Below are 20,681 nucleotides of genomic sequence, written 5' to 3'. Positions count from 1 at the left end.
TAGGGTCGCGCCGTGACCCCCGCCGACCCGCACGACCCCGGCGGGGTCGCGCGCTTCGGGGACCGGGTGGCCACCGGCGTCGTCGAGGTGGCATATGGCGACGCCGCCGTCCGGGCCCTCGACGGCTCCGGGTTCTGGGCCGTCGTCGCGACGTTCGAGGGTCAGGTCACGGCGGTCCGGTTCGCCGACGTCCGTCCGGCCCCACCCGGTGCCGACGCCCCGGCGTGGGGGCCTCTGACGGGCACGTGGCGGACGTCGCTGGACGAGGCGTCGTACGTCGCCGCCGTCCACGAGATCCGGCGGCGCATCGCCGCCGGCACGCTCTACCAGGCGAACCTCTGCCGCGTCCTCACCCACCCGCTGGCCGCGGACGCCGACCTCGACGGGCTGGCGGCGCGGCTGCGGGCGGGCAACCCGGCGCCGTACGCCGGGCGGGTGCGGGTGGGGTCCGCCGGGCTCGACGTCGTCTGCGCGTCGCCGGAGCTGTTCCTGCGGCGCGAGGGGGACCGGGTGGTCTCCGGTCCGATCAAGGGCACCGCGCCGACCACGGCGCAGCTGCGCGGCAAGGACGTCGCCGAGAACGTCATGATCGTCGACCTCGTCCGGCACGACCTCTCGGCGGTGTGCCGGCCCGGGAGCGTCGACGTCGAGCGCCTGTGCGTCGTCGAGCCGCACCCCGGACTGGTCCACCTCGTCTCGCAGGTCGCGGGTCGGCTGCGCCCGGGCACGCGGTGGGCGGACCTGCTCGGGGCCCTGCTGCCGCCGGGGTCGGTCTCCGGGGCGCCGAAGGTCACCGCGCTGCAGGCCGTGCGGGACCTCGAGCCGGTTCCGCGCGGGCCCTACTGCGGCGCCGTCGGCTGGGTCGACGCGGACCGGGGCGAGGCCGAGCTCGCCGTGGGGATCCGCACCTTCTGGGCCCGGGGCGCGGGGTCCGGCCGCGAGCTGTGCTTCGGGACGGGCGCCGGCATCACCTGGGGCTCGGACCCGCGGCAGGAGTGGGAGGAGACCCGCCTCAAGGCGGCGCGGCTCGTCGGTCTCGCGGCCGGCCGCGAGGCGCGCGGTCCGGGCGGCGGGCCGATCCCCCTGCCGGCGGGGTGACCGGCAGGGGGTCGCCAGCCCACGTCCTGTGGGGCGCAGGACGTGACATCCCCGTCGCCGAGGGACGAACCCGAGGCAGCCCCCGCTGCCTCGTCCCCGAGCCAACCTCAGGGTCCTTGAGAAAAGCCTGAGCAGCCGTCAGGGGCGGGGCACCAGGGTGCGCAGGCGCTCGACGAGCACGCCGGGAGAGGTGTCCTTGAGCAGGAACAGGTCGGCCCCGGCCTCCAGCGCGGCCGGGCGCGAGGACGCCCTCCAGGTGAGCACCACGATGCGCACCGCGGGCAGCAGCCGGCGCAGCTCGCGGGCGGCCGTCAGGCCGTCACCGCCCGGCATCGAGACGTCGAGGACGACGATGTCCGGGTGCTGCTCGAGGGCCTGGCGCACCGCCTCCACCCCGTCGGGGGCGGTGCCGCACACGGTCAGCCCGGGGGCCGCCGACAACGCCAGCTCCAGCCCCTGGCGCACGAGCGGGTGGTCGTCGGCGAGCAGCACCCGGACCCCGACGGTCTCAGCGGGAGAAGTCATCGAAGGTCCTCGGGAACGTCGCGCGCCAGAAGGTGGTCCAGACGGCCGCCACCTGGCGGCGCAGGCGTCGGGCCCGGCTGTGCGGCCGGGTGTGGTCGAGCGCGTCCTCGACGAGCAGGGGGACCCGGGCCTCGAGCACGCTCCCCTCGGGGGAGCGGCCGCGCAGGTCGAGCGAGCCGCCGACGTCGGCCAGCGTGGCGCGCAGCAGGCTGAGGCCGACGTGGCCCTCCGGGATGTCGCCGGACGGGGCACCGCGCCCGTCGTCGGAGACCCGCACGCGCAGGTCCCCCCCGTCGACGGCCACACTCACCCCGGCGTGCTCGGCGGCGGCGTGCTTGAGGACGTTCTGCAGCCCCTCGCGCACGGTGCGCAGGGCCAGGGCGCGGGTGCCGGGGGAGGCCGCCCCCGGGTCCACCGCCACGGTGACCGACAGCCCCTGCTGCCGGGCCCGGTCGGCCAGCGCGCCGACCGACTCCTCGAGGCCCTCCTCGCCCAGCGGGTCGTCGTGCAGGTCGACGAGGAGGTTGCGCAGGGCGTCGACGTCGCGCAGGAGCACCCGCTGGGTCTCCCAGACGAGCTCTCGCGCCGCCTCGGCGCGGGCGTGCAGCCCGGCGGCGATGGTGGGCAGCGCGAATCCGATGCCGGCCAGGTCCTGGATGACCCCGTCGTGCAGCTGCGCGGCGAGCCGGCTGCGTTCGAGCCGCGCGGCCGACAGGGCGTGGCGGGTCATCCGCTCGCGGTCGGCCAGCGTCCGGTCGACCCGCCGCGCGAGGGACAGCCCGAGGGGCAGGACGGCGAGCTGGAACAGCAGCAGGGCGCCGAGCAGCAGCGGCAGGAAGGCGCGCACGAGCGAGCGGGTCTCCTCGTCGATCTGGCGCATCGACCAGTACGTCTCGACGAGGACCCGGCGCCCGGTGCCGTCGACGTCGACGGCCGTGTAGATCTCGAGCTGGCGCTCCTCCCCGGCGAGCTCGGCGTCCTCCGGGTCCTCGACCCGGCTCAGGCGCGCCGTGGTCGCGCCGTCGGTCCGCAGCGCCGTCAGCTCGGGGTCGAGGGTGTAGCCCCGGCCGATGAGGTCGGCCTGGTCGGCCCACAGGACCGTGCCGGACTCGTCGTACAGCTTGAGGTGGCGGATCGTGCCCGAGCCCACCCGCTTGCGCAGCAGGGTGACGGCGCTGGGGCTCAGGGAGCCCCCGGGGGTGAGGACCGCCGGGGTCAGCAGCGGGCCGAGGATCGTCTCGGCGAAGAGGCTGCCACGCTCTGTCGCGTCGTCGACCGAGCTGCGGAAGGCGACGTCACGCGCGACCCAGACGGCCGCGAGGCCGACGACGACGAGCACGACGAGGCTGCGCAGGACGAAGGAGCGCAGGGAGCGGCGGACCACCGCGGAGGCGGCCCACCGGGGTCGCTCAGGCCGGGGGCGCGGCATGGACCAGTCCTCGTCGGGCCGCCGCGACGACCGCCTCGAGCGGTGAGCCGGCTCCGAGCTTGGCCAGCACGCAGGCCACGAGCGAGCGGGCCTCGCCCACCGTGACCTCGAGCTCGCGGGCGAGCGTCGGTACGGCGACGCCCGCGGACAGCATCCGCAGCACCTCCAGCTCGCGCGGGCTCAGCCCCGGGTCGGCGGGGGGCCGCGTCGCCGTGAGCGAGCGCAGGAAGCGCGGCGGGACGAGGAAGCCGCCACGCTCGGCGAGCCGCAGCACCTCGAGCGTCTCGTCGAGCCGTCCGTTCTTCGGCAGCAGCGCGCAGGCGCCGGAGCGCTCGGCGCGGGCGAGCAGGGCCGCGTCGACGTACGCGCTGAGGACGACGACCCGCAGGTCGGGGTGCTCCGCCGTGAGCGCCGCCGTCGCGTCGACCCCGTCGCCGTCGTCCAGCCGCACGTCCATGACGACGAGGTCCGGCCGCACCTCGCGCACGAGCCGCAGCGCCTCGGCGACCGAGGACGCCGTCCCCACGCACTCCAGGTCGGGCTCGGCGCCGAGGGCGCCCCCGAGCAGCTGGGCGAAGACGAGGTGGTCGTCGACGACGAGGACGCGGACGGGGCGCTCAGCCCCGGGCGAGGACACGACAGGCCACGTGGGACAGGTCGTCGTCGAGCGCCGGCGGCCGCGCGCCGGGCGTCCCCTCGAGGGCCTGTCGCATGAGCTGCAGCAGCAGCCGGATCTCGACGGTGTGGTCACCGCCGGCACCGGCCTGCGAGGTGTGGGACAGCACGGCGAGGTAGACCTCGGTCGTCTCGTCCGACGGCTCCTGACCGAGCTCCTCGATGAGGTGGGCCCGCAGCCGGCTGTAGCTGCGCAGCGCCTGGGTGGGGGCACCGTCGAACCACTGCGCCCGCATCAGCTGGCGCCAGCCGTCCTCGTCACCCGGGTCCAGCGCCGTCGCGCGCTCGGCCAGGGGCAGCGCCCGCTCGGGCAGCCCGAGGGCCAGGGCGCCCTGCGCCCCGCGGGCGAGGGTGCGGGCCACGAGGCCCTCCAGCTCCTCGCGCGCCTCGATCGCCCAGGGCGCGTAGCCCTCGTGGCCGAGCAGCTCGCCGCGGGCGAGCGCGTCGACGCGCTCGCCGGCGCTGAGGGCGCCGGAGAGCGAGCCCAGGCGCGACTCGTCGTGCAGCTCGCGCACGGTGACCACGTCGACCTCGCACCGGGCGCGGTCCAGGACGTAGCCGTTGTCGGCGGTGGCGAGGACGGACCCGCGACCGGCGCCGAGGCCGAGGCGGCTGCGCACGACCGAGACGTAGCTCTCCAGCCCGGCGGTCGCGGCCGCCGGTGGCCGGCCCTGCCACAGCAGGTCGGCCAGGTGCTCCTTCCCGTGGACCCGGCCGGCGCCGAGCGCGAGGATCTCCAGCAGCTGCCTCGGCTTGGTCCCCAGGACCGAGAGCGGCGTCCTGCCCCGCTCGTCGTCGACGAGCTCGGCCTCCCCGAACAGACGGATACGCATCATCGTCTACCCCTTCCGTCGACGTGTCCCCACGACGGATGTCTCGTACTCCCCAGTGCTGCTCCGGCGACCTCCCCATGACGTCGCCGGCCTGTCGCGCAGCCGCCCCCGGCTGCTCCCCAGGGCTCCATCGTGCTCGCCGACCGTCCGGGCGGCCAGCCCCGCGCGGTGGGGCCCCTGCCCCTCATTTTGGGGGTGCCGTTCGCCGGACGGGGGGCGAACGGTGCGCATACCGTCCGTTCCGTCCGCATCTGGTCCGGACGGGCTACGGACCGGGGAGGGGGAACTCCCCGTACGGCGTCCCGCGTTCACCCCACGTGCCGACGACCGCGACCGCCGTGCCCGTCTGGGAGGCTGCTGCCATGAGCATCACGGCATGGGTCAACGGCGCGCTGGTCGACCCCGCGGAGGCGTCGCTCAGCGCGGTCGACCACGGCGTCACCGTCGGCGACGGGGTCTTCGAGACGGCCAAGGTCGTCGACGGGCGCCCGTTCGCGCTGACCCGCCACCTGGACCGGCTCGACCGGTCGGTGGCCGGGCTCGGCCTGCCCCCGGTCGACCGGGCCCGGGTCCTCGCGGGCGTGAAGGCCGTCCTCGACGCGACCGACCCGATCGCCTTCGGGCGGCTGCGGTTCACCGTGACCGGCGGGGCCGGCCCGCTCGGCTCGGACCGCACCGGCTCCGAGCTGACCTACATCGTCACGAGCGCGCCGCAGGCCCTGCCACCGGCCAGCGGCAAGGTCACCGTCGTGCCGTGGACGCGCAACGAGCGCGCCGCGACGGCGGGGCTGAAGACGACGTCGTACGCCGACAACGTCATCGCGCTCGCGCGGGCCAAGGAGGTCGGGGCGATGGAGGCGATCTTCGCCAACACGCGCGACGAGCTGTGCGAGGCGACCGGGTCCAACGTGTTCGTCGTCCCCGACTCGGCCTCGGGCCTCGTGCTGACCCCGCCGCTCGACGCCGGCCCGCTCGCCGGTATCACCCGGGGCCTCGTCCTGGAGTGGGGACGCGCGGCCGGGGTCGACGTGCGCGAGCAGGCGCTGCCGCTCGACGTGCTGCGCACCGCCGACGAAGTGTTCCTCACCAGCTCCATCAAGGACGTCTTCCCGGTCCACGCCGTCGACGACCGGGAGCTGCCCGCGCCCGGCCCCGTCACCGCGCGGCTGGCCGAGGTCTTCGCGGCCCGCTCCGCCGAGGACGTGGACCCGTGACCGGCCCGGTCGACGAGCGCGCGGCGCGCCCCTCCCGCCCGGAGGACACCGACGACGACGTCGTCCTCGACGCGCAGGACGACGACTGGGCGTGGCGGCGCCGGCTGCGGGCCAACCCCGTGACTGCGCGCGCCTACCGCATCGCCGTCGCCGTGGTGGGCGCGGTCGTCGTGGTCGGTGGTCTCATCGCCGTCCCGGCCCCGGGCCCGGGCTGGCTCATCGTCTTCGCCGGTGTCGCGATCTGGGCGAGCGAGTTCGAGTGGGCGCAGCGGCTGCTGCGCTGGGGCAAAAGCGTGCTGGCCTCGTGGACCCACTGGATGGGTCGGCAGCCGGTGTGGGTGCGCGGCCTCGTCGGGCTCGCCACCCTCGCCCTCGTCCTCGCACTGTTCTGGGCGCTCTTCGCCGTCACCGGGGTGCCCGGGATCCTGCCGGACGCCGTCGAGGACGTGCTGCGCGGGGTGCCCGGGCTGGGCTGACCTCCCGATTAGGGCGCGGGGTGGGCGGTTCGCTATCGTGAGGCTCCGTCGCGAGCCGCCCTGCGGGGCGCCGTACGACGTCCGGACGTGTAGCTCAGTTGGTTAGAGCGTTCGCTTCACACGCGAGAGGTCAGGGGTTCGAGTCCCTTCACGTCCACCCTCCACGAGAGCACTGCCGGGCACGCCGGTCACGGCCGAGCCGGCCGGCCGGGATCCGGCCGGAACCGCGGGTCCCGCCCGATGAAGGCGAAGAACCGCTCCTGGGTCGTCGCGTCGTCGGGGACCGGCTGCTGCTCGCCGAACTGACCCGAGCCACGGATCATCTCGGCGTTCTGCACCATCCCCGCGTAAGCGCGGGCGATGAACTGCTCGTCCAGGGTGTCGTCCTGCCCGGTGGCCCGGGCCAGGTCCCACGTGTGGAAGACGACGTCCGGGGTGAAGAGCTGGTCGACCGCGACGGGGACCGGCATCGGTCCGACGTACTGGTTGCGCAGGACGAGCTCCGCGGTCGCCGGGTCGCCGAGCAGCGCCGCTACCTGGGCGTCGAGCTCGCGCCACGCCTGGACGGGATCGTCCTGCGCCGAGGCGACCGGGGAGAGCCGGACCGTCGAGGCGGTGCGGAGCAGGCCCGGCAGCCAGGTGACGAGGTGGTCGACGACGTCGCGGGCCCGCCACTGCGCCACGGGGGTCGGGGCGTCCCAGTCGCGCGTCCCCTCGACGCGCTGCGTGAACCCCGCGGCCGCCGTGCGGTAGCGCTCCGGGATGCTCATCCGGGTCATGGACACGGTGTCGGGCTCCTCCTGCTGCGCGGCTCGGGCCTCTCGGGCCTGCCGGGCCTCTCGGGCGAGGGGCCGGGGGCGAGCCGCAGCCGCAGGCAACACCTTGGCACAGGACCGGTGCGTCCCGCGGCGAGGTGCGTGCTCCCGGTCTAGTGGCCGCCGCCCCCGACCACCCCGATGGCGTCGAGCCAGGGGATGCCGGTCCACGACAGCCCGACGACGGTGGTGACCGCCACCGCGAGGACGAGGACCCGGCCCGAGGTCGCGCGGTGGGGAGCCTCGGGGCGGGGCGCGGCCGTCACCAGCAGCCCCACGAGGAGCAGCGAGCCGAGCTCGAGCAGGCAGCTGACGACGTCGGCCGGGCCGACCGCCTCCGTGGCCCCGGGCTCCGGGCCGATCGGCAGACCCATGGTCCGCGAGACCAGCCACACGACGAGGGGGACCACCGAGACGGCGACGACCACGAGGAGGTCGCCCCGCAGCCGTCGCAGGACCGCGGCGGCCGCGAGCAGCTCGACGGTGGCCAGGACGAGGAAGAAGGCCCCGGCGGCCGGCCACTCCTCCAGGTGCTCGGGGACGACGGCGAGGTGGATCGCGGCCGTGCCGGCGAGCGTGGCGGCGAGGCCCCGACGCAGCACGGTGTCGGGCGCCGTCGCGGTCGTGGCCGGGCCCGTGAGCCGGAGCCGGCCGCCGGCCGCCGCCCACAGCCACGTGGCGAGGACGACGTTGGTGACGACGACGAGAGCCACCCCGACACCGAAGGCGCGCAGCTGCAGGCCGGCCACCGAGTCGAGCTGGCGCTGGACGCAGGCCGCGTCGCAGCCCTTGCCGACCATCGACGACATCTCGCTCACCTGCCCCCGCTGGAGCGCCGTGTCGTAGACGGCCTGGACCGCGAGCAGCGCGACCCCGGCGGCCGACGCCCCGGCGACCATGCCGCCGACCGCGGCGACGGAGGCGCCGCGACGGTGCGCGGCGACCCGCTGGGCCGCGGTCAGGCCCAGCAGGACGCCGAGGGCGACGAGCGGCAGCCACAGCACGACCTCGGTCGCCCACACCGTGAAGGGTGAGCGGGCCCGCTGGATGAACCCGACGGCTCCCCGCAGGACGAGGACCCACCACAGGTCGGCCGCCCCGAGCACGACGGCCGCGACGAGCACCGTCGCCCACGGCACCGCCCCCGGGACGTCCGAGACGCCCGAGCGGGTGGTGGTGACCGGGTGGGTGGTGGCCGGGTGGGTGGTGGCCGGGTCGGCGGTCGGCCGGGTGGGACCCCCGTGGGTGGGCAGCACGGCGGTCACGGCGTGATCTCCCACCCGAACATCATGGCGTGGTCCTCGTGGGCGAGGTTGTGGCAGTGCGCGACGTACGGCCCGACGAAGTCGCGGAACCCGCGGTAGATGATGACCGACTCGCTCGGGTCGAGGGCGACGAGGTCCTCGCGTGCCACGTCGTCGGGGTGAGCCGGGGTGCCGGCCGCCGTGACGTCCTTGCCGTTGCGCATGACGGTGCGGTGCTCCTCCATGTGCAGGTGGAACGGGTGCACCCAGCCGCCGCCGCCGTTGCGGATCTCCCACAGGTTGAAGCTGTTCTTCTTCTGCTGCGCGAGCGGCGTGAGACCGGCCGGGTTCTTCAGGCTGGTCGCGACGCTGGTCGGGTCGAACGGCTTGCCGTTGATGAGCCACTCGATCTCGCCGCCGCCGGACCCGCGCTGCACCTCGAAGACGAGCCGGTTGGCCAGCATGCTCTGCCAGTTGCTCGGCAGCGGGGGCAGGTCGCGCATCCTCGTGGGGATCTGGCTGTCGTCCGGGGCGTCGTCGCCGATGACGAACTTCAGCACCGGCACCTTGTACTTGGGGTCGGGGGAGAAGCGCGAGCTGTTCGACCACATCCGGCCGTCCGGCATCTTCATGACGTCGGTGAGGTAGATGACGTCGCCCTTGGTCGTCGGGGTCCCGTCCATGTACTTCGTGAAGTCGATGATCACCTCGCGCCGCTTGGCGGGCCACAGCTCGAACGAGTCCCGCACCACCGGCGCCGGCAGCAGACCGCCGTCGGCCGCGATCTGCGTGAACTTCATGCACTGCTGCCCGTCCGGGATGCGGTACTGCCCCTGCAGCTCGTTGCCGGTGAGGCCCAGCGACGCCGCCGACTTCGGGCCCTGGGTCGAGCTCATCAGCTTGAACTCGTAGATGCGGGCGATGGAGCAGTCGAGGAAGCGGAAGCGGTACTTGCGCCGCTTGACCTCCATGACGGGGTAGGCCGTGCCGTTGACCGTGAAGATGTCTCCCACGAAGCCGTGGTTCGGGAAGTGACGGAAGAACGACTTGCCCCACCACTCGGGGTGCGTCCGGGGGTTCTTCGCGTCAGGGAAGTCGCCGTCGTGCGCGTCCTTGTGCGTGGTCACGCCGTCATCCAGGCGGACGTCGTAGAAGGCCAGGGGGACGTCGTACTGGACGTCGAAGCTGCCGTCGCCGTTGTCGGTGCGGACGCCGGGCAGGCGCAGACCCTGGGTCTCGTCGCCCATGTCCATCGCGTTCTCGCGGTCGTAGATCGGGTAGAGCCCGACGAGACCCTTGTAGACGTTGGAGCCGGTCTGGTCCATCCGGTGGTCGTGGAACCAGAAGAAGCTCTGCTTCTCGCGGCTGTCCCCGCCGGCGGGCCAGTTGAGGTAGAGGTTGTCGACCCAGGTCTGCGGCGCGTAGCCGCGCCCCTGCGGCCCGTAGCGCATCGAGTAGTGCGGGTTGCCGTCGCTCTCGGGCGCCGTGTGCGCGTTGTGCAGGTGGGTGAGGAACGTCCAGTCGGGCGCGCCGAAGTCCTGCCGGTCGAGGCCGTACGGGTTCTCGTCGAGCCGGTTGACGAACCGCAGCAGGACCGGGCGGCCGTACTCGGCGTTGATCATCGGCCCGGGGAAGACCCCGTTGAAGCCGTAGATCGTGCTCGGCGGGAGCGTCCGGACGGTGCCCTTGGCGTAGACCTTCCCGAAGGCGTCGTACGACGTCGTCGGCAGGCCCGAGCTGTTGATGGGCAGCACCTGCGAGGTGGTGAACGAGTGCGGCCGAACGAGCAGCTCGAGCTTGTAGACCAGCGGGTCCACGGGAGTCTGGCCCGGGGGGCACCACATCTGGTGCTGCTGGTTGCGCATCGAGTTCTGCTGCCCCGGGCCCGGACCGGGGGGCTGCGCCCACGACTGCACGTCGAGCATCGCCTGCGGGCGCAGCGCCTTGGGGATGGTCAGCGCGTCGGAGAACGGGGTGAGGATGAGCGGGCTCGTGGGGAACGCCTCCACGTAGAGGGCCGCGTCGCCCACCGCGATCGAGGCCGCCTCGAAGGTGCCGTCCGCCGAGAGCAGCCCCTGCTGCTCCAGCCCCGGCACGACGAGCGTGCGGCCCACGCCGGCCGCGGTGACGAGGCCGGCCGCCGCGCCCACGCGCAGCAGCGTGCGCCGCGCCACCCCGCCGCCGCCCCGGTCCTCCTGCAGATGTGACTCCACGCCGTGCTCCTCTCTGGCACGACCCGGGGCGGTGCGCTGGACCCGCAGACCGCCGGCCGGACGTCGTTGCGAGGACGCTAGGAACGGGGGGTTGAGAAAACCTTGGGTGGGCGGCCGGAGCGGGGTGGCGGGAGGCGTCGTACAGGACGCCGTACGGCGTCGTTGTCTACGCTCGTCGGGTGCTCTCCTCCATCCTCGACCCCATCCTCAACGCGCCGACCTGGTCGGTGCTGCTGATCGTCGGGCTCGTCGTCTTCGCGGAGGACGCGCTGTTCGTCGGGTTCGTCCTGCCCGGCGAGACCGCCGCCGTCCTCGGGGGCGTCGCCGCCCACGAGGGGCACGCCCCGCTGTGGGCGGTCGGGCTGACGGTCATCGCCGCGGCGATCCTCGGCGACACGGTCGGGTTCGAGGTGGGCCGGCACCTCGGCCCGCGGATCCTGCGGTGGAAGGTGCTGGAGAAGCGCAAGAGCGGGATCGAGCGGGCCCAGGACTTTCTGCGCCGCCGCGGCGGCTGGGCCGTCTTCCTCGGCCGCTGGACCGCGTTCTTCCGCGCCGTCATGCCGGCGCTGGCGGGGACCTCGAAGATGCACTACCCAACCTTCCTCGCCTTCAACGCGGCCGGCGGCATCGCCTGGAGCTGCGTCGTCGTCGGGATCGGCTACGCGGCCGGGGCGTCGTACAAGCAGGTCGAGGGCACGTTCGGCAAGGGTGCGGCCGCGGTCGTCGTGCTCGTCGTCGTGCTCGCGGTCGTGGTGTGGAAGGTGCGCGAGCACCGGCAGGACAAGGCGCGCGAGGCCTCGCACGCCTGACGTCGCGGCAGGTCGCGCCCGGTCGCCCTCAGCCGCGCAGGCGGTGCAGCACCTCGCCCGCGTCGTGGACGACGAGGGTGTCGGGGTCCTGCTCCCAGGCCGCGACGTCGACCAGGGCCGGGTCGAGGTGATCGAGGTTGACGGCGCGCACGACGTCCTCGGGGATGCCGGTCGCGAGGGTCACCGTGACGCGGCCGCGCTCACCGTGCACCGGGTCCCAGGTGCCGGCGCCGAAGAGGTGGGTGGAGTGGGCGAGGTCGCCCCAGTGCCGGTCCCGGAACCGGTCCCACTGCTGCGTGAAGTAGTCGCGGCAGTGGTACCCGATCTCCTCGATGGCCGGGTGCATCTGCGAGATCTGCGTGATGTGCGGCGCGAAGACGACGACCTGGCCGCCGTCCGCGACGACCGGCTCGACCTTGTAGAAGCCCTTGGCGCCGGTCCACATGTCGGCGTACTTGCTCGGCATGATCGACAGGACCCGCTTGACGGGGGCGTCGAGGTAGCGCACGTGGGTCCGGGCGGAGACGTCGGCGGCGGCGGCCCAGGCCTCCTCGGGCGTTCCGAAGGCGAGCGAGTGGACGCCGGTCCCGTCGTCGGTGTGCCCGGACCGGACGACGAGGCAGAGGGCGAGGCGCCGGCTCGGCAGCATGCCCACCGCCTCGTCGATGAGGGCGCGGACGGGCGTCGTGCCGCGGGTGCCGATGATGTCGGCGCTGGTGATGAGCGCGCCCAGCCAGTGCGAGAAGTCGATGATCCGCTGGCCCGCGACGCCGGGGACGACGTACTTGTTGCCGCCGGAGAAGCCGACGACCTCGTGCGGGAAGACCGGGCCGAGCAGGATCGTCACGTCGGTGTCGACGACGAGCCGGTTGACGACGACGTCGACGGACTCGTGCAGGCGACCCTCGGAGAGCCGGCTGACGGTGGCGGCGTCGACGACGCCGACGGTCGTCATCGCCTGCGGGTCCCACCACTCGTGGTTCCGGACCTGCATTCCGGGGAAGACGCTGCCCAGGCCGGCGTCCTCGTACCCGAGGTGGCGGGCGAGGGCGGCGTCGTCCATCGCCGCGTGGGTGCCGAGCGCGACGAGGACGGTGAGCGACGCGACCCGGCCGTGCACGGCGGAGTGGATCGCGCGCAGCAGCAGCGGCAGCGGGCAGCTGCGGGTGCCGTCGGGGACGACGAGGGTGACCCGCCGGCCGTCGAGGTCCTCCGCGGCCAGGGCGTCGGTGACGAACGCCGTGAGGGTGTCCGCGTCGAGCACGCCGTCGGCGCCGCCGACGGTGCGCAGGGTCGTGCGGGCGGTGGTGGTCACAGGGGCTCCTCGGTGGGGTCGGGGCGGCGTACGGCGTCGCGCAGCGCCTCGGGGACGGGGGCGCCGGCGCGGACGCCGCCGCGGTGGGCGGCGGCGTGGGCGGTGTCGAGGACGTCGAGCACCGGGTGCCCGGTCGCGGCGGCGACGGCGGCCACGACGTCGAACTCGGGGGTGGCGCGCACGACGAGCCCGTCCGCGTGGGCGACCTTGACCGCGACGGGGTGGCCGTCGACGGCGACGTCGACCCAGCCGCGGGCGAGCGGGTGCTTGGTGACGGGGTGCTCGCGCACGCCGAAGGTCGTCGTGTGGGCGACCACGGCGGCGCGGACCGCGTCGGCGCGGTCGGGGTCGACGAGGGCGCACAGGGTGTGGGCGGGTCGGCCCTTCTTCATGACGACCGGCACGAGCCAGGCGTCGTCGGCGCCGGCGTCGAGCAGGGCGGCGAGCACGGTCGGCCAGACCCGGGGGTCGAGGTCGTCGACGTTCGCCTCGAGCTGCACGGCCTCCTGCGGGTGGACTTGACGCAGCGTCGAGCCGCTTGACGCAGGGTGCAGAGGGCGTCGAGCGGCATGACGCTGCGTCGAGTCCGTACCGGTGCCGACCCGGGCGCCGACGACGACACGGGTGACGTTGGGCCGGTCGGGGTCGTCGCGGTGGCCGGCGCCGGTGCCGACGGCGTCGACGACGAGGCGGGGGAGCGGCTCGCACGCGGTGGCGAGCGTGCGCACGAGCGCGAGACCGGTCGGGGTGGCGCGCTCCCCGGGGCCGCCCGCCTCGACGACCCAGCCGCGCGCGAGCTCGGTGACGGCCGGGCCGGGGACCGGGAGGTCGCCGTGGGCGGCGCGCATCCGGCCGTGCCCCAGCGCCACCGGTCCGGCGCTCAGCGACGTCAGGCCGAGGTCGTGGACCGCGGCGCACACTCCGACGACGTCGGCGACCGAGTCGAGGGCGCCGACCTCGTGGAAGTGGACCTCCTCGACCCCCGTGCCGTGGACGGCGGCCTCCGCCTCGGCGAGGGCGCGGAAGGTCGCCGCCGCCGACGCACGGACCGCCTCGGCGAGATCGGCCGCGTCGAGCAGCGCGAGCAGGTCGGCGAGGCGTCGGTGCGGGGGGCTGGGCTCGAGCGCGTCGACGTCGAGCAGGAGGGCCCGCAGGCCGCAGCGCTGCACCGGCTGCGACGTCAGCCGGACCGCGCCCGGGAGCACCGCCTCCACGGCGTCTCGTACGGCGTCCAGCGAGGCGCCGGCGTCGAGCAGGGCCGCGAGGAGCATGTCGCCGGCGACCCCGGCGGACGCGTCGACCCAGCCGTGCCGAAGGGCGCTCACGCCTCCTCCGGTGAGCCACTCGAATCGGATTCGCGGGACTCGGCTCCCGTCGTGACTCGAGCCGAGCGGGCCGAATCCGATTCGCGGGGGTCGGCGGCGATCTGGGCGGCGAGGTGGCCGGCGCCGTACCCGTTGTCGATGTTGACGACCGCCACCCCGGGGGCGCAGGCGTTGAGCATCGTCAGCAGCGGTGCGACCCCGCCGAACGCGGCGCCGTACCCCACCGACGTCGGCACGGCGACGACCGGCGCCGACACCAGCCCGGCGACGACGCTGGGCAGCGCGCCGTCCATCCCGGCCGCGACGACGATCGCCCGCGCCGAGCGCAGCAGCGGCAGGCGTGCGAGCACCCGGTGCAGGCCCGCGACCCCGACGTCGACGACCTCCTCGACCGGCCGGCCGAGGTAGCGGGCCGTCGTCGCGGCCTCGCGGGCGACCGGCAGGTCGGACGTCCCCGCGCACGCGACGACGACGAGACCACCGGTCGGGGCCGGGGGCTCGGGGGGCCAGGCGAGCAGCCGCGCCGCCACGTCGTACGACGCCCCGGGCAGGGCCTCGAGCACCGCCTCCGCGTGCGCCGGCGAGGCGCGGGTGAAGAGCGAGACGGCGTCCTCGTCGCGCAGCCGGGCGGCGATCGCCCCGACCTGCTCGGGCGTCTTGCCCTCGCAGAAGACGGCCTCCGGGTAGCCGCGGCGGGATGCCCGGCCGGTGTCGAGCGTGGCGAAGGCCTCGAGCGGGTCAACGCCCGCGGAGGGGGCGGTCATGCCGACGGCCGCGCCGTCAGCTCGAGCATCGTGAACGCGCCCGACCGCAGCCCGCGCCCGTCGACCTCGGCCCGGGCGTAGCCCGCCCCGACGACGGCCGCGACGACCGCGTCGTGCAGCGACTCGTCCGCCCGCACCGCGGACAGCGCCGCCGCCCCGAGCTCGACCCGGCCCAGGTCGTCGTGGTGGCGCACGCGCAGCTCGGTGAGACCCAGATCGTGCAGTGCTTGCTCGGCCCGCTCGACCTGCTGCAGCGCCTGCGCGGTGACGGGGGTGTGGTGGGGGATCCGGGAGGCCAGGCACGGGGCGGCCGGCTTGTCCGCGGTCGGCAGCCCGAGCTCGCGGGCGAGCCGGCGGACGTCGTCCTTGGTCAGGCCGGCGTCGGCGAGCGGGCGCAGGACGCCGTGGTCGGTGGCGGCGCGCGCGCCCGGGCGGTCGGGGCGTCGTACGTCGTCGGCGTTCTCGCCGTAGGCGACCGCGACGAGACCGTGCGCCGCCGCGAGGTCGTCGTCGATCCGCTGGAACAGCTCGTGCTTGCAGAAGTAGCAGCGGTCCGCGGCGTTGGCCCGGTAGGCCGGGTCGTCGAGCTCGCGGGTGACGACCTCGACGAGCGGCACGGCCAGGTGCGCGGCGACGCGACGCGCCTCGCGCCGCTCGCGCGCGGCGAGGCTCGCCGAGACGGCGAGGACGGCGACGACCCGCTGCGGACCGAGGGCCTGCTGGGCGAGGGCGACGAGCAGGGTCGAGTCGACGCCCCCCGAGAAGGCGACCCCGAGGCGACCGCCCCCGGCCGCGTCGTCGAGGTGCGGGGAGAGGCTCGTGCGGACGGCCGTCACGGCCTGCGCGAGGGAGGGAGCGGTCATGCTCGCGACGCTACCCAGCGCCTCGCCCGCTCGCCATCGGTTGCCACTCCTTGCCACGGCGCGTCGCCCACATGGCCACCACCACAAGCAGTCGTCTCCTCAGCGGCGGCGGGCCGCCTTGGGGGCCGGGCCGTGCGACCCGCGCTCCTGCAGGTGAGTGGGGACGACGAGCGGCTCGCCGCTGGTCGGCCGCGCACCACCGATGACGGCCAGCAGGTTGCGCACGGCGATCTCGCCCATCTGCCGCAGCGGCGCGGCCACCGTCGTCAGGGGCGGGGTGACGAGCCGCGCCGCGAAGATGTCGTCGAACCCCACGACGCTGACCTCCCCGGGGACCGCCACGCCCCGCGCGGCGAGCAGCTGCAGCACGCCGATGGCCATCTGGTCGTTGTAGGCGACGACGGCGGTCGGGCGGTGCTCGAGCAGGTCGCGCCCGGCCTGCACGCCGCCGTCGACGGTCGGGGCGTAGGGCCCGTGGCGCTTGGCGTGCACGCCGTGCTCCTGCGCGGCCGCGAGCAGCCCGCGCCACCGGTCGCCGTCGGCCCACGACGCCTCCGGCCCGGCGACGTAGGCCATGGACCGGTGGCCCAGCCCGGTCAGCAGGGCGACGGCCTGCTGCGTGCCGCTGTGGTTGTCGGTGACGATGGACGACACGTCGCTGAGCACCCGGTTGAGGACGACGGTGGCCTTCTGCTTGGCCACGGTGCGGATCGCCGTGTCGGTGAGGCGGCTCGACGTCATGAGGACGCCCTCGACGGCCGGCAGCGCCCGGGCCAGCGCGCCCCGCTCGTAGGTGTCGGACTCCTGCCCGTCGACGAGCATCATCGTGTAGTCGGCCTCTCCCGCGGCCACCTGCGCCCCGCGGATGATCTCGACGTAGAACGGGTTGGTCACGTCGGCGATCGACAGCGCGATGACCTTCGTCGTCACCCGCGACGGCGCCCCGCTCACCGGGGCGCTGCGGTATCCCAGCGCCCGCGCGGCGTCCCGGACCCGCTCGGCCGTCGCCGCGTTGACCCGCCCCGGTCGGGCCAGCGCCCGCGACACCGTCGAGGCCGCCACCCCCGCGTGCCGCGCGACGTCGTAGATCGTCGGCGGCCGTGTGCTCCCGCCGGCCCCGGTCGGGCCGGACGGGACGTCGTCGTCCCGGTGCGGCATGCGTGGTCCTGTGTCCCTGCGGTGGTCCCCCCCGACGGGGCTCCTCGCATCATAGGGACGCCACCCATGGGCCCGGCTCAGCCGCGCAGCCCCGACGCCGCGTACACCGTCTCGAGCACCCGCATGGCCCGCGCGCCGTCCTCGGCCCCGATCCAGAACGGCCTCCCGTCGCGGACGTGCGCGTGGAAGTCCGCGACGAGCCGGTCGTGCGAGACGCCCCAGTAGGCGCGCTCACCGGTCGCGAGGACCGGCTCCCGGGTCGTCTCCTCGCGCCCGTCCGGGCGGGTGACGACGAGGTCGGTCTCGAGCCGCGCCACCGCCTGGCCGTCGTCCCCGCGCAGCAGCAGCTCGACGAGCACGGGGGAGTCGGCGAGGTGCCCGTTGGTCGCCCAGAACACCGACGTCGCCCCGCCGTCGTGCCGCACCCGGAACGTCGCGGTGTCCTCGACCTCGACCACCCCGTCGAGCGCGAGCCGCAGCGCCGTCCCCTCGACGTCGGCCGCGTCGCCGAGGTACCACAGCAGCAGGTCGAGGGTGTGGATCGCCTGGTTGGCCAGCACCCCGCCGCCGGCCTCCGCCCACCGCCCGCGCCACGGGCTGCGCGCGTAGTACGCCGCCTCGCGCCGCCAGGTGACGACGCCGCGCCCGGCGTACGGCGCCCCGAGCGAGCCGTCGTCGAGCAGGTCGCGCAGCGCCCGGGCCGCGGTGTTGTAGCGGTTCTGGAAGCACAGCCCGAGCTGGGCGTCGCTGCGCGCGGCGACCTCGACGAGCGCCTCGGCCCCGGCCAGGGTGTGCGCCGACGGCTTCTCGAGGAGCACGTGGACGCCCTGCTCGAGCAGCCAGGTCGCCATCGGCGCGTGCCGGTCGTGCGGCGTGCAGACGTGGACGACGTCGGGCGACTCCCGCTCGACCATCGCCTCGAGCGCGTCGAGACCATCGCCGCCGCCGTACGACGCCACCCCGCGCACCGCCCCGACGGTGGTCGCCCGGGCCTCGTCGAGGTCGGCGACGGCGACCAGCCCGCCGTGCGGGCTGGCCGCGACCGCGTCGAGGTGGACGCCGGAGATGTCGCCGAGCCCGACGACGGCGACCCGAAGCGGCGGCCCCTGCTCGACGGTCACCGGTGGGCGACCTCGCCGAGCGGCAGGTGCTCCACGGCCCATCGGTGGGCGATCTCGTGGCACTCCCGGTCCGGGACCGACGGGACGTCGACCTCGATCATGAAGTCGCCGTCGTAGTCCGGGGGGAACGCGGCGACGCAGGCGTCGAGGTCGACCGACCCGGTGCCCGGCTCGGCCCACAGGCTCCCGGGCAGCGTCGCGTCCTGGTACGACAGGTCCTCCCGCCTGGCCCGCTCGACGCCCTCGGCGAAGACGTCCTTGAGGTGGCAGCCGACGATCCGCGAGGAGTGGTCGCGCAGGACGCCCACCACGTCGGCCCCCGCCCAGGCCAGGTGCCCGGTGTCGGGGCCGAAGGCGAGCAGGTCGGGCCCGACCCCGTCGAGGACGGCGCGGACCTCCTCCTCGGTCTCGACCCAGCCACCGACGTGCGGGTGCAGCGCGGCGAGCACGCCCTCGGCCCGCATCGCCTCGCAGGTCGCGCCGATGCCGTCGACGACGGTGGCCAGCCGGCCCGCGTCGAAGTCCGCCCCGACGGCCGGGTGGACCTGCCGGGCGTGGTCGCGCGGCTCCGTCGTCGAGACCATGCAGACGGTCATCCCCAGCGACGCCTGCTGGGCGGCGTACTCGCCCGCCGCCCGCGCGACCTCCGCGTGCCGCGACGCGTCCGCCCACGACCCGGGGAACAGGCTGAGGGCGGGCTCCAGCCCGTAGCCCGCGAGCCAGCCGACGTACGACGCCGCGTCGAGGTCGGTGGGCACGTCCGCCTTGACCGCGGTGTAGCCGATGGCCGACAGCTCATCGAACGCGGCGCCGAGGGTGGCGACGGTCTTGCCGCCCTTCAGCCAGTAGGAGATCGGGTTGACGGCCAGCCGGCGCCCGCTCATGCCGCACCTCCCAGGGCGACCGGCTTCCCGGTGCGCGCCGACTCGTACATGGCGAGGATGACGGCCAGCGTGGTCCGCGCGTCCTGCGTCGTCACCCGCGGGGCCCGGCCCTCGCGGACGGCGGCGACGAAGTCGACCAGCTGCGCGCGGTGCGCCTTGCCGAGGCCGGCGTCGTCCGGGCCGAGCGCGTCCGCGTCGGTGACCTGGTTGCTGCCGGTCTTCTCCGACATGGCGATCTCCTTCGCCTCCCCGTCCGTCTCGTGGACGAAGACGAGCGCGTCGTCGGAGATGACGGCCGAGCCCTTCGTGCCGTAGACCGACAGCCGCGCGTCGAGACCGGGGTAGGCCGCCGTCGTCGCGTGGATGACGCCGAGCGCGCCGGAGGCGAACCGGACGACGGCGACCGCGGTGTCCTCGACCTCGATCCGCTCGTGGGCCAGGCACGCGGTGTGCGCGAAGACCTCGACGGGGGTGCCGACCGCGGTGATGAGCAGGTTGATGGTGTGGACGGTCTGGTTCATCGTGGCGCCGCCGCCGTCGAGGGCCCAGGTGCCGCGCCACTCGCCGGAGTCGTAGTAGCTCTGGCCGCGCCACCAGGCGTGCGAGGCGATCGCCGAGGTCACCGACCCGAGCCGGCCCGCCTCGAGGGCAGCGAGGACCTTCTCCGTCGAGCGGTCGAAGCGGTGCTGCGAGATGACCGCGACGGTTCGCCCGGAGCGCTGCTCCGCGGCGATGATCGCGTCGGCCGCCTCGAGGGTGACGTCGATCGGCTTCTCGACGACGACGTCCTTGCCGGCGTCGAGGGCGGCGACGGCGACGTCCGCGTGCAGGCCGCTCGGTGTGCACACGGTGACGGCGTCGACGTCGTCGCGGGCCAGGACCGCCGCGAGGTCGTCGGTGGCGACGGCGACGCCGTACCGCTCGGCGAGGGCCTGCGCCTTGGCGGCGTCGGCGTCGACGACGGCGACGAGCCGCGCCTCGTCCGGCAGCTCGGCGAGGGCCTGCGCGTGGACGGCACCGATGACGCCGGCCCCGACGATGGCGAACCGGAGCGGAGCGGCTCCGGCGGGGGAGGTGGTGGTGCTCACTGGAAGGTGGCTCCTTCGGAGTCGAGGATGGCGGTGAAGGCCTTGGTGGCGCGGACGAACTCGTCGGCGCCGGAGAAGCCGCCGTAGCTGGTGGTCCGGGCGAGGTGCGGCTCCATCGAGAAGAAGCCGTCGTAGCCGTCGGCGAGCAGCCGCCGGACGAGCTCGCGCACCTCGCCGTCGCCCTCGCCGCTGGGGACGACCTCGCCGGTGGCGAGCAGGGCGTCCTTGACCTGGATGTAGTCGGTGAAGGGGCGCAGGTCGTCGTACCCCTGGGTGACGGGCCGGACCCCGCACTGGACGTAGTTGGCCGAGTCCCAGGCCAGGCGCAGGGTGGGCGAGCCGACGGAGGTGACGAGGTCGAGCACCCGCTCGGGCACGTCGCCGTAGATCTCCTTCTCGTTCTCGTGCAGGAGGGTGGTGCCGGTGCCCTCGGCCCGGTCGGCGAGGGCGCGCATGCGCCGCAGCACCTCGTCGCGGTGGTCGGCGGGGTCCTCGCCCTCGGGGATGAAGAACGAGAACAGCCGGATGTACGGCGCCTCGAACCGCCGCGCGACCTCCAGGGCCCGGTCCATCCGGACCAGGTGCTCCTCGAAGTCGTCGCGGATCCCGATCTTGCCGATGGGCGAACCGATCGAGGAGACCCGGATGCCGTGCTCGCGCAGCACCTCCTGCGCCTGGCCGACCTGCTCGTCGGTGAGGTCGAGGACGTTCACCCCCCAGGCGCTGCGCAGCTCGACCCAGGTGATGCCGAGGTCGGTGAGGACGCGGCACTGGGTGACGAGGTCGGGGTCGATCTCGTCGGCGAAGCCGGAGAGGGTCCACATGGCGGTGC

General features: G+C 74.9%; 20 protein-coding genes and 1 tRNA gene. 5 read left to right on the top strand and 16 right to left on the bottom strand.

The window, feature by feature from the left end; all coding sequences use genetic code 11:
• The first annotated feature begins 12 nt into the window (after nt 1-12).
• The gene (locus FB458_RS18060) at nt 13-1,098 is read left to right on the top strand and encodes a chorismate-binding protein (RefSeq protein WP_141849724.1); all 1,086 of its coding nucleotides are present in this window, start codon (nt 13-15) and stop codon (nt 1,096-1,098) included.
• 138 nt (nt 1,099-1,236) lie between these two features.
• Here the strand turns inward: FB458_RS18060 and FB458_RS18055 are convergent, their stop codons facing one another.
• The 4 genes from FB458_RS18055 to FB458_RS18040 are packed head-to-tail and all read right to left on the bottom strand — an operon-like array spanning nt 1,237 to nt 4,563.
• The gene (locus FB458_RS18055) at nt 1,237-1,623 is read right to left on the bottom strand and encodes a response regulator (RefSeq protein ID WP_141849723.1); all 387 of its coding nucleotides are present in this window, start codon (nt 1,621-1,623) and stop codon (nt 1,237-1,239) included.
• Nucleotides 1,607-3,052 (bottom strand): sensor histidine kinase, encoded by a 1,446-nt coding sequence (locus FB458_RS18050; protein WP_141849722.1) that lies wholly within the window; start codon nt 3,050-3,052, stop codon nt 1,607-1,609. Before FB458_RS18050 ends, FB458_RS18055 begins: the two co-directional genes overlap by 17 nt.
• Entirely contained in the window at nt 3,033-3,689 is a 657-nt protein-coding gene (locus tag FB458_RS18045; RefSeq protein ID WP_170185734.1) for a response regulator transcription factor, read from the bottom strand. Before FB458_RS18045 ends, FB458_RS18050 begins: the two co-directional genes overlap by 20 nt.
• Complete coding sequence (locus FB458_RS18040; RefSeq protein ID WP_141849720.1) at nt 3,670-4,563, bottom strand: AfsR/SARP family transcriptional regulator; 894 nt, start codon at nt 4,561-4,563, stop codon at nt 3,670-3,672. The genes FB458_RS18045 and FB458_RS18040 overlap by 20 nt, the downstream gene beginning before the upstream one ends.
• 359 nt (nt 4,564-4,922) lie before the next feature.
• Between FB458_RS18040 and FB458_RS18035 the strand changes: the two genes are divergently transcribed.
• From FB458_RS18035 to FB458_RS18025, 3 genes are all read left to right on the top strand, one after another.
• Complete coding sequence (locus tag FB458_RS18035; RefSeq protein ID WP_141849719.1) at nt 4,923-5,774, top strand: aminotransferase class IV; 852 nt, start codon at nt 4,923-4,925, stop codon at nt 5,772-5,774.
• Nucleotides 5,771-6,250: a TIGR02611 family protein gene (locus tag FB458_RS18030; protein WP_141849718.1), complete on the top strand. Its 480-nt coding sequence runs from the start codon at nt 5,771-5,773 to the stop codon at nt 6,248-6,250. The genes FB458_RS18035 and FB458_RS18030 overlap by 4 nt, the downstream gene beginning before the upstream one ends.
• Nucleotides 6,251-6,333: 83 nt before the next feature.
• Nucleotides 6,334-6,407: transfer RNA gene (locus tag FB458_RS18025), tRNA-Val, on the top strand.
• A 31-nt stretch (nt 6,408-6,438) separates the two neighbouring features.
• Here FB458_RS18025 and FB458_RS18020 read toward each other — a convergent pair.
• The 3 genes from FB458_RS18020 to FB458_RS18010 form a co-directional block, all read right to left on the bottom strand.
• A complete protein-coding gene (locus FB458_RS18020; RefSeq protein ID WP_211356224.1) occupies nt 6,439-7,029 on the bottom strand; it encodes a TIGR03086 family metal-binding protein in 591 nt (196 codons plus the stop codon).
• A 149-nt stretch (nt 7,030-7,178) separates the two neighbouring features.
• The gene (locus FB458_RS18015; protein ID WP_141849716.1) at nt 7,179-8,330 is read right to left on the bottom strand and encodes a hypothetical protein; all 1,152 of its coding nucleotides are present in this window, start codon (nt 8,328-8,330) and stop codon (nt 7,179-7,181) included.
• Nucleotides 8,327-10,522 (bottom strand): multicopper oxidase family protein, encoded by a 2,196-nt coding sequence (locus tag FB458_RS18010; protein ID WP_141849715.1) that lies wholly within the window; start codon nt 10,520-10,522, stop codon nt 8,327-8,329. The genes FB458_RS18015 and FB458_RS18010 overlap by 4 nt, the downstream gene beginning before the upstream one ends.
• A 179-nt stretch (nt 10,523-10,701) precedes the next feature.
• Between FB458_RS18010 and FB458_RS18005 the strand changes: the two genes are divergently transcribed.
• Nucleotides 10,702-11,331 (top strand): DedA family protein, encoded by a 630-nt coding sequence (locus tag FB458_RS18005; RefSeq protein WP_211356089.1) that lies wholly within the window; start codon nt 10,702-10,704, stop codon nt 11,329-11,331.
• A 28-nt stretch (nt 11,332-11,359) separates the two neighbouring features.
• On the opposite strand, the gene FB458_RS18000 is transcribed toward FB458_RS18005, so the two are convergent.
• The 9 genes from FB458_RS18000 to FB458_RS17960 form a co-directional block, all read right to left on the bottom strand.
• Entirely contained in the window at nt 11,360-12,646 is a 1,287-nt protein-coding gene (locus tag FB458_RS18000; RefSeq protein WP_211356088.1) for a lactate racemase domain-containing protein, read from the bottom strand.
• Entirely contained in the window at nt 12,643-13,971 is a 1,329-nt protein-coding gene (gene larC, locus FB458_RS17995) for a nickel pincer cofactor biosynthesis protein LarC (RefSeq protein ID WP_246061354.1), read from the bottom strand. The genes FB458_RS18000 and larC overlap by 4 nt, the downstream gene beginning before the upstream one ends.
• Nucleotides 13,968-14,735 (bottom strand): nickel pincer cofactor biosynthesis protein LarB, encoded by a 768-nt coding sequence (larB, locus tag FB458_RS17990; protein WP_141849714.1) that lies wholly within the window; start codon nt 14,733-14,735, stop codon nt 13,968-13,970. Before larB ends, larC begins: the two co-directional genes overlap by 4 nt.
• Complete coding sequence (gene larE, locus FB458_RS17985) at nt 14,732-15,598, bottom strand: ATP-dependent sacrificial sulfur transferase LarE (RefSeq protein ID WP_141849713.1); 867 nt, start codon at nt 15,596-15,598, stop codon at nt 14,732-14,734. Before larE ends, larB begins: the two co-directional genes overlap by 4 nt.
• 99 nt (nt 15,599-15,697) lie before the next feature.
• Nucleotides 15,698-16,756, bottom strand: a complete 1,059-nt coding sequence (locus FB458_RS17980; RefSeq protein ID WP_141849712.1) for a LacI family DNA-binding transcriptional regulator — start codon at nt 16,754-16,756, stop codon at nt 15,698-15,700.
• Between the two features lie 77 nt (nt 16,757-16,833).
• Entirely contained in the window at nt 16,834-17,877 is a 1,044-nt protein-coding gene (locus tag FB458_RS17975) for a Gfo/Idh/MocA family protein (protein ID WP_170185733.1), read from the bottom strand.
• A complete protein-coding gene (locus FB458_RS17970) occupies nt 17,874-18,761 on the bottom strand; it encodes a sugar phosphate isomerase/epimerase family protein (protein ID WP_141849710.1) in 888 nt (295 codons plus the stop codon). Before FB458_RS17970 ends, FB458_RS17975 begins: the two co-directional genes overlap by 4 nt.
• On the bottom strand, nt 18,758-19,849 hold the full coding sequence (locus tag FB458_RS17965) for a Gfo/Idh/MocA family protein (RefSeq protein ID WP_141849709.1): 1,092 nt from the start codon (nt 19,847-19,849) through the stop codon (nt 18,758-18,760). Before FB458_RS17965 ends, FB458_RS17970 begins: the two co-directional genes overlap by 4 nt.
• The gene (locus FB458_RS17960) at nt 19,846-20,673 is read right to left on the bottom strand and encodes a sugar phosphate isomerase/epimerase family protein (protein WP_141849708.1); all 828 of its coding nucleotides are present in this window, start codon (nt 20,671-20,673) and stop codon (nt 19,846-19,848) included. The genes FB458_RS17965 and FB458_RS17960 overlap by 4 nt, the downstream gene beginning before the upstream one ends.
• Nucleotides 20,674-20,681 lie beyond the last annotated feature (8 nt).

This window comes from Lapillicoccus jejuensis (assembly GCF_006715055.1).
GTDB lineage: Bacteria > Actinomycetota > Actinomycetes > Actinomycetales > Dermatophilaceae > Lapillicoccus > Lapillicoccus jejuensis.
The sequence above is the reverse complement of the archived record's forward strand: the minus strand, read 5'-3'. Positions and strand labels throughout refer to the sequence as shown.

Bases quoted from the DNA above. Each gene is read 5' to 3' on its own strand.
- FB458_RS18055 (WP_141849723.1), bottom strand. From the start codon at position 1,623: ATGACTTCTCCCGCTGAGACCGTCGGGGTCCGGGTGCTGCTCGCCGAC.
- FB458_RS18050 (WP_141849722.1), bottom strand. From the start codon at position 3,052: ATGCCGCGCCCCCGGCCTGAGCGACCCCGGTGGGCCGCCTCCGCGGTG.
- FB458_RS18040 (WP_141849720.1), bottom strand. From the start codon at position 4,563: ATGATGCGTATCCGTCTGTTCGGGGAGGCCGAGCTCGTCGACGACGAG.
- FB458_RS18035 (WP_141849719.1), top strand. From the start codon at position 4,923: ATGAGCATCACGGCATGGGTCAACGGCGCGCTGGTCGACCCCGCGGAG.
- FB458_RS18020 (WP_211356224.1), bottom strand. From the start codon at position 7,029: ATGACCCGGATGAGCATCCCGGAGCGCTACCGCACGGCGGCCGCGGGG.
- larB (WP_141849714.1), bottom strand. From the start codon at position 14,735: ATGACCGCCCCCTCCGCGGGCGTTGACCCGCTCGAGGCCTTCGCCACG.
- larE (WP_141849713.1), bottom strand. From the start codon at position 15,598: ATGACCGCTCCCTCCCTCGCGCAGGCCGTGACGGCCGTCCGCACGAGC.
- FB458_RS17980 (WP_141849712.1), bottom strand. From the start codon at position 16,756: ATGCCGCACCGGGACGACGACGTCCCGTCCGGCCCGACCGGGGCCGGC.
- FB458_RS17970 (WP_141849710.1), bottom strand. From the start codon at position 18,761: ATGAGCGGGCGCCGGCTGGCCGTCAACCCGATCTCCTACTGGCTGAAG.
- FB458_RS17960 (WP_141849708.1), bottom strand. From the start codon at position 20,673: ATGTGGACCCTCTCCGGCTTCGCCGACGAGATCGACCCCGACCTCGTC.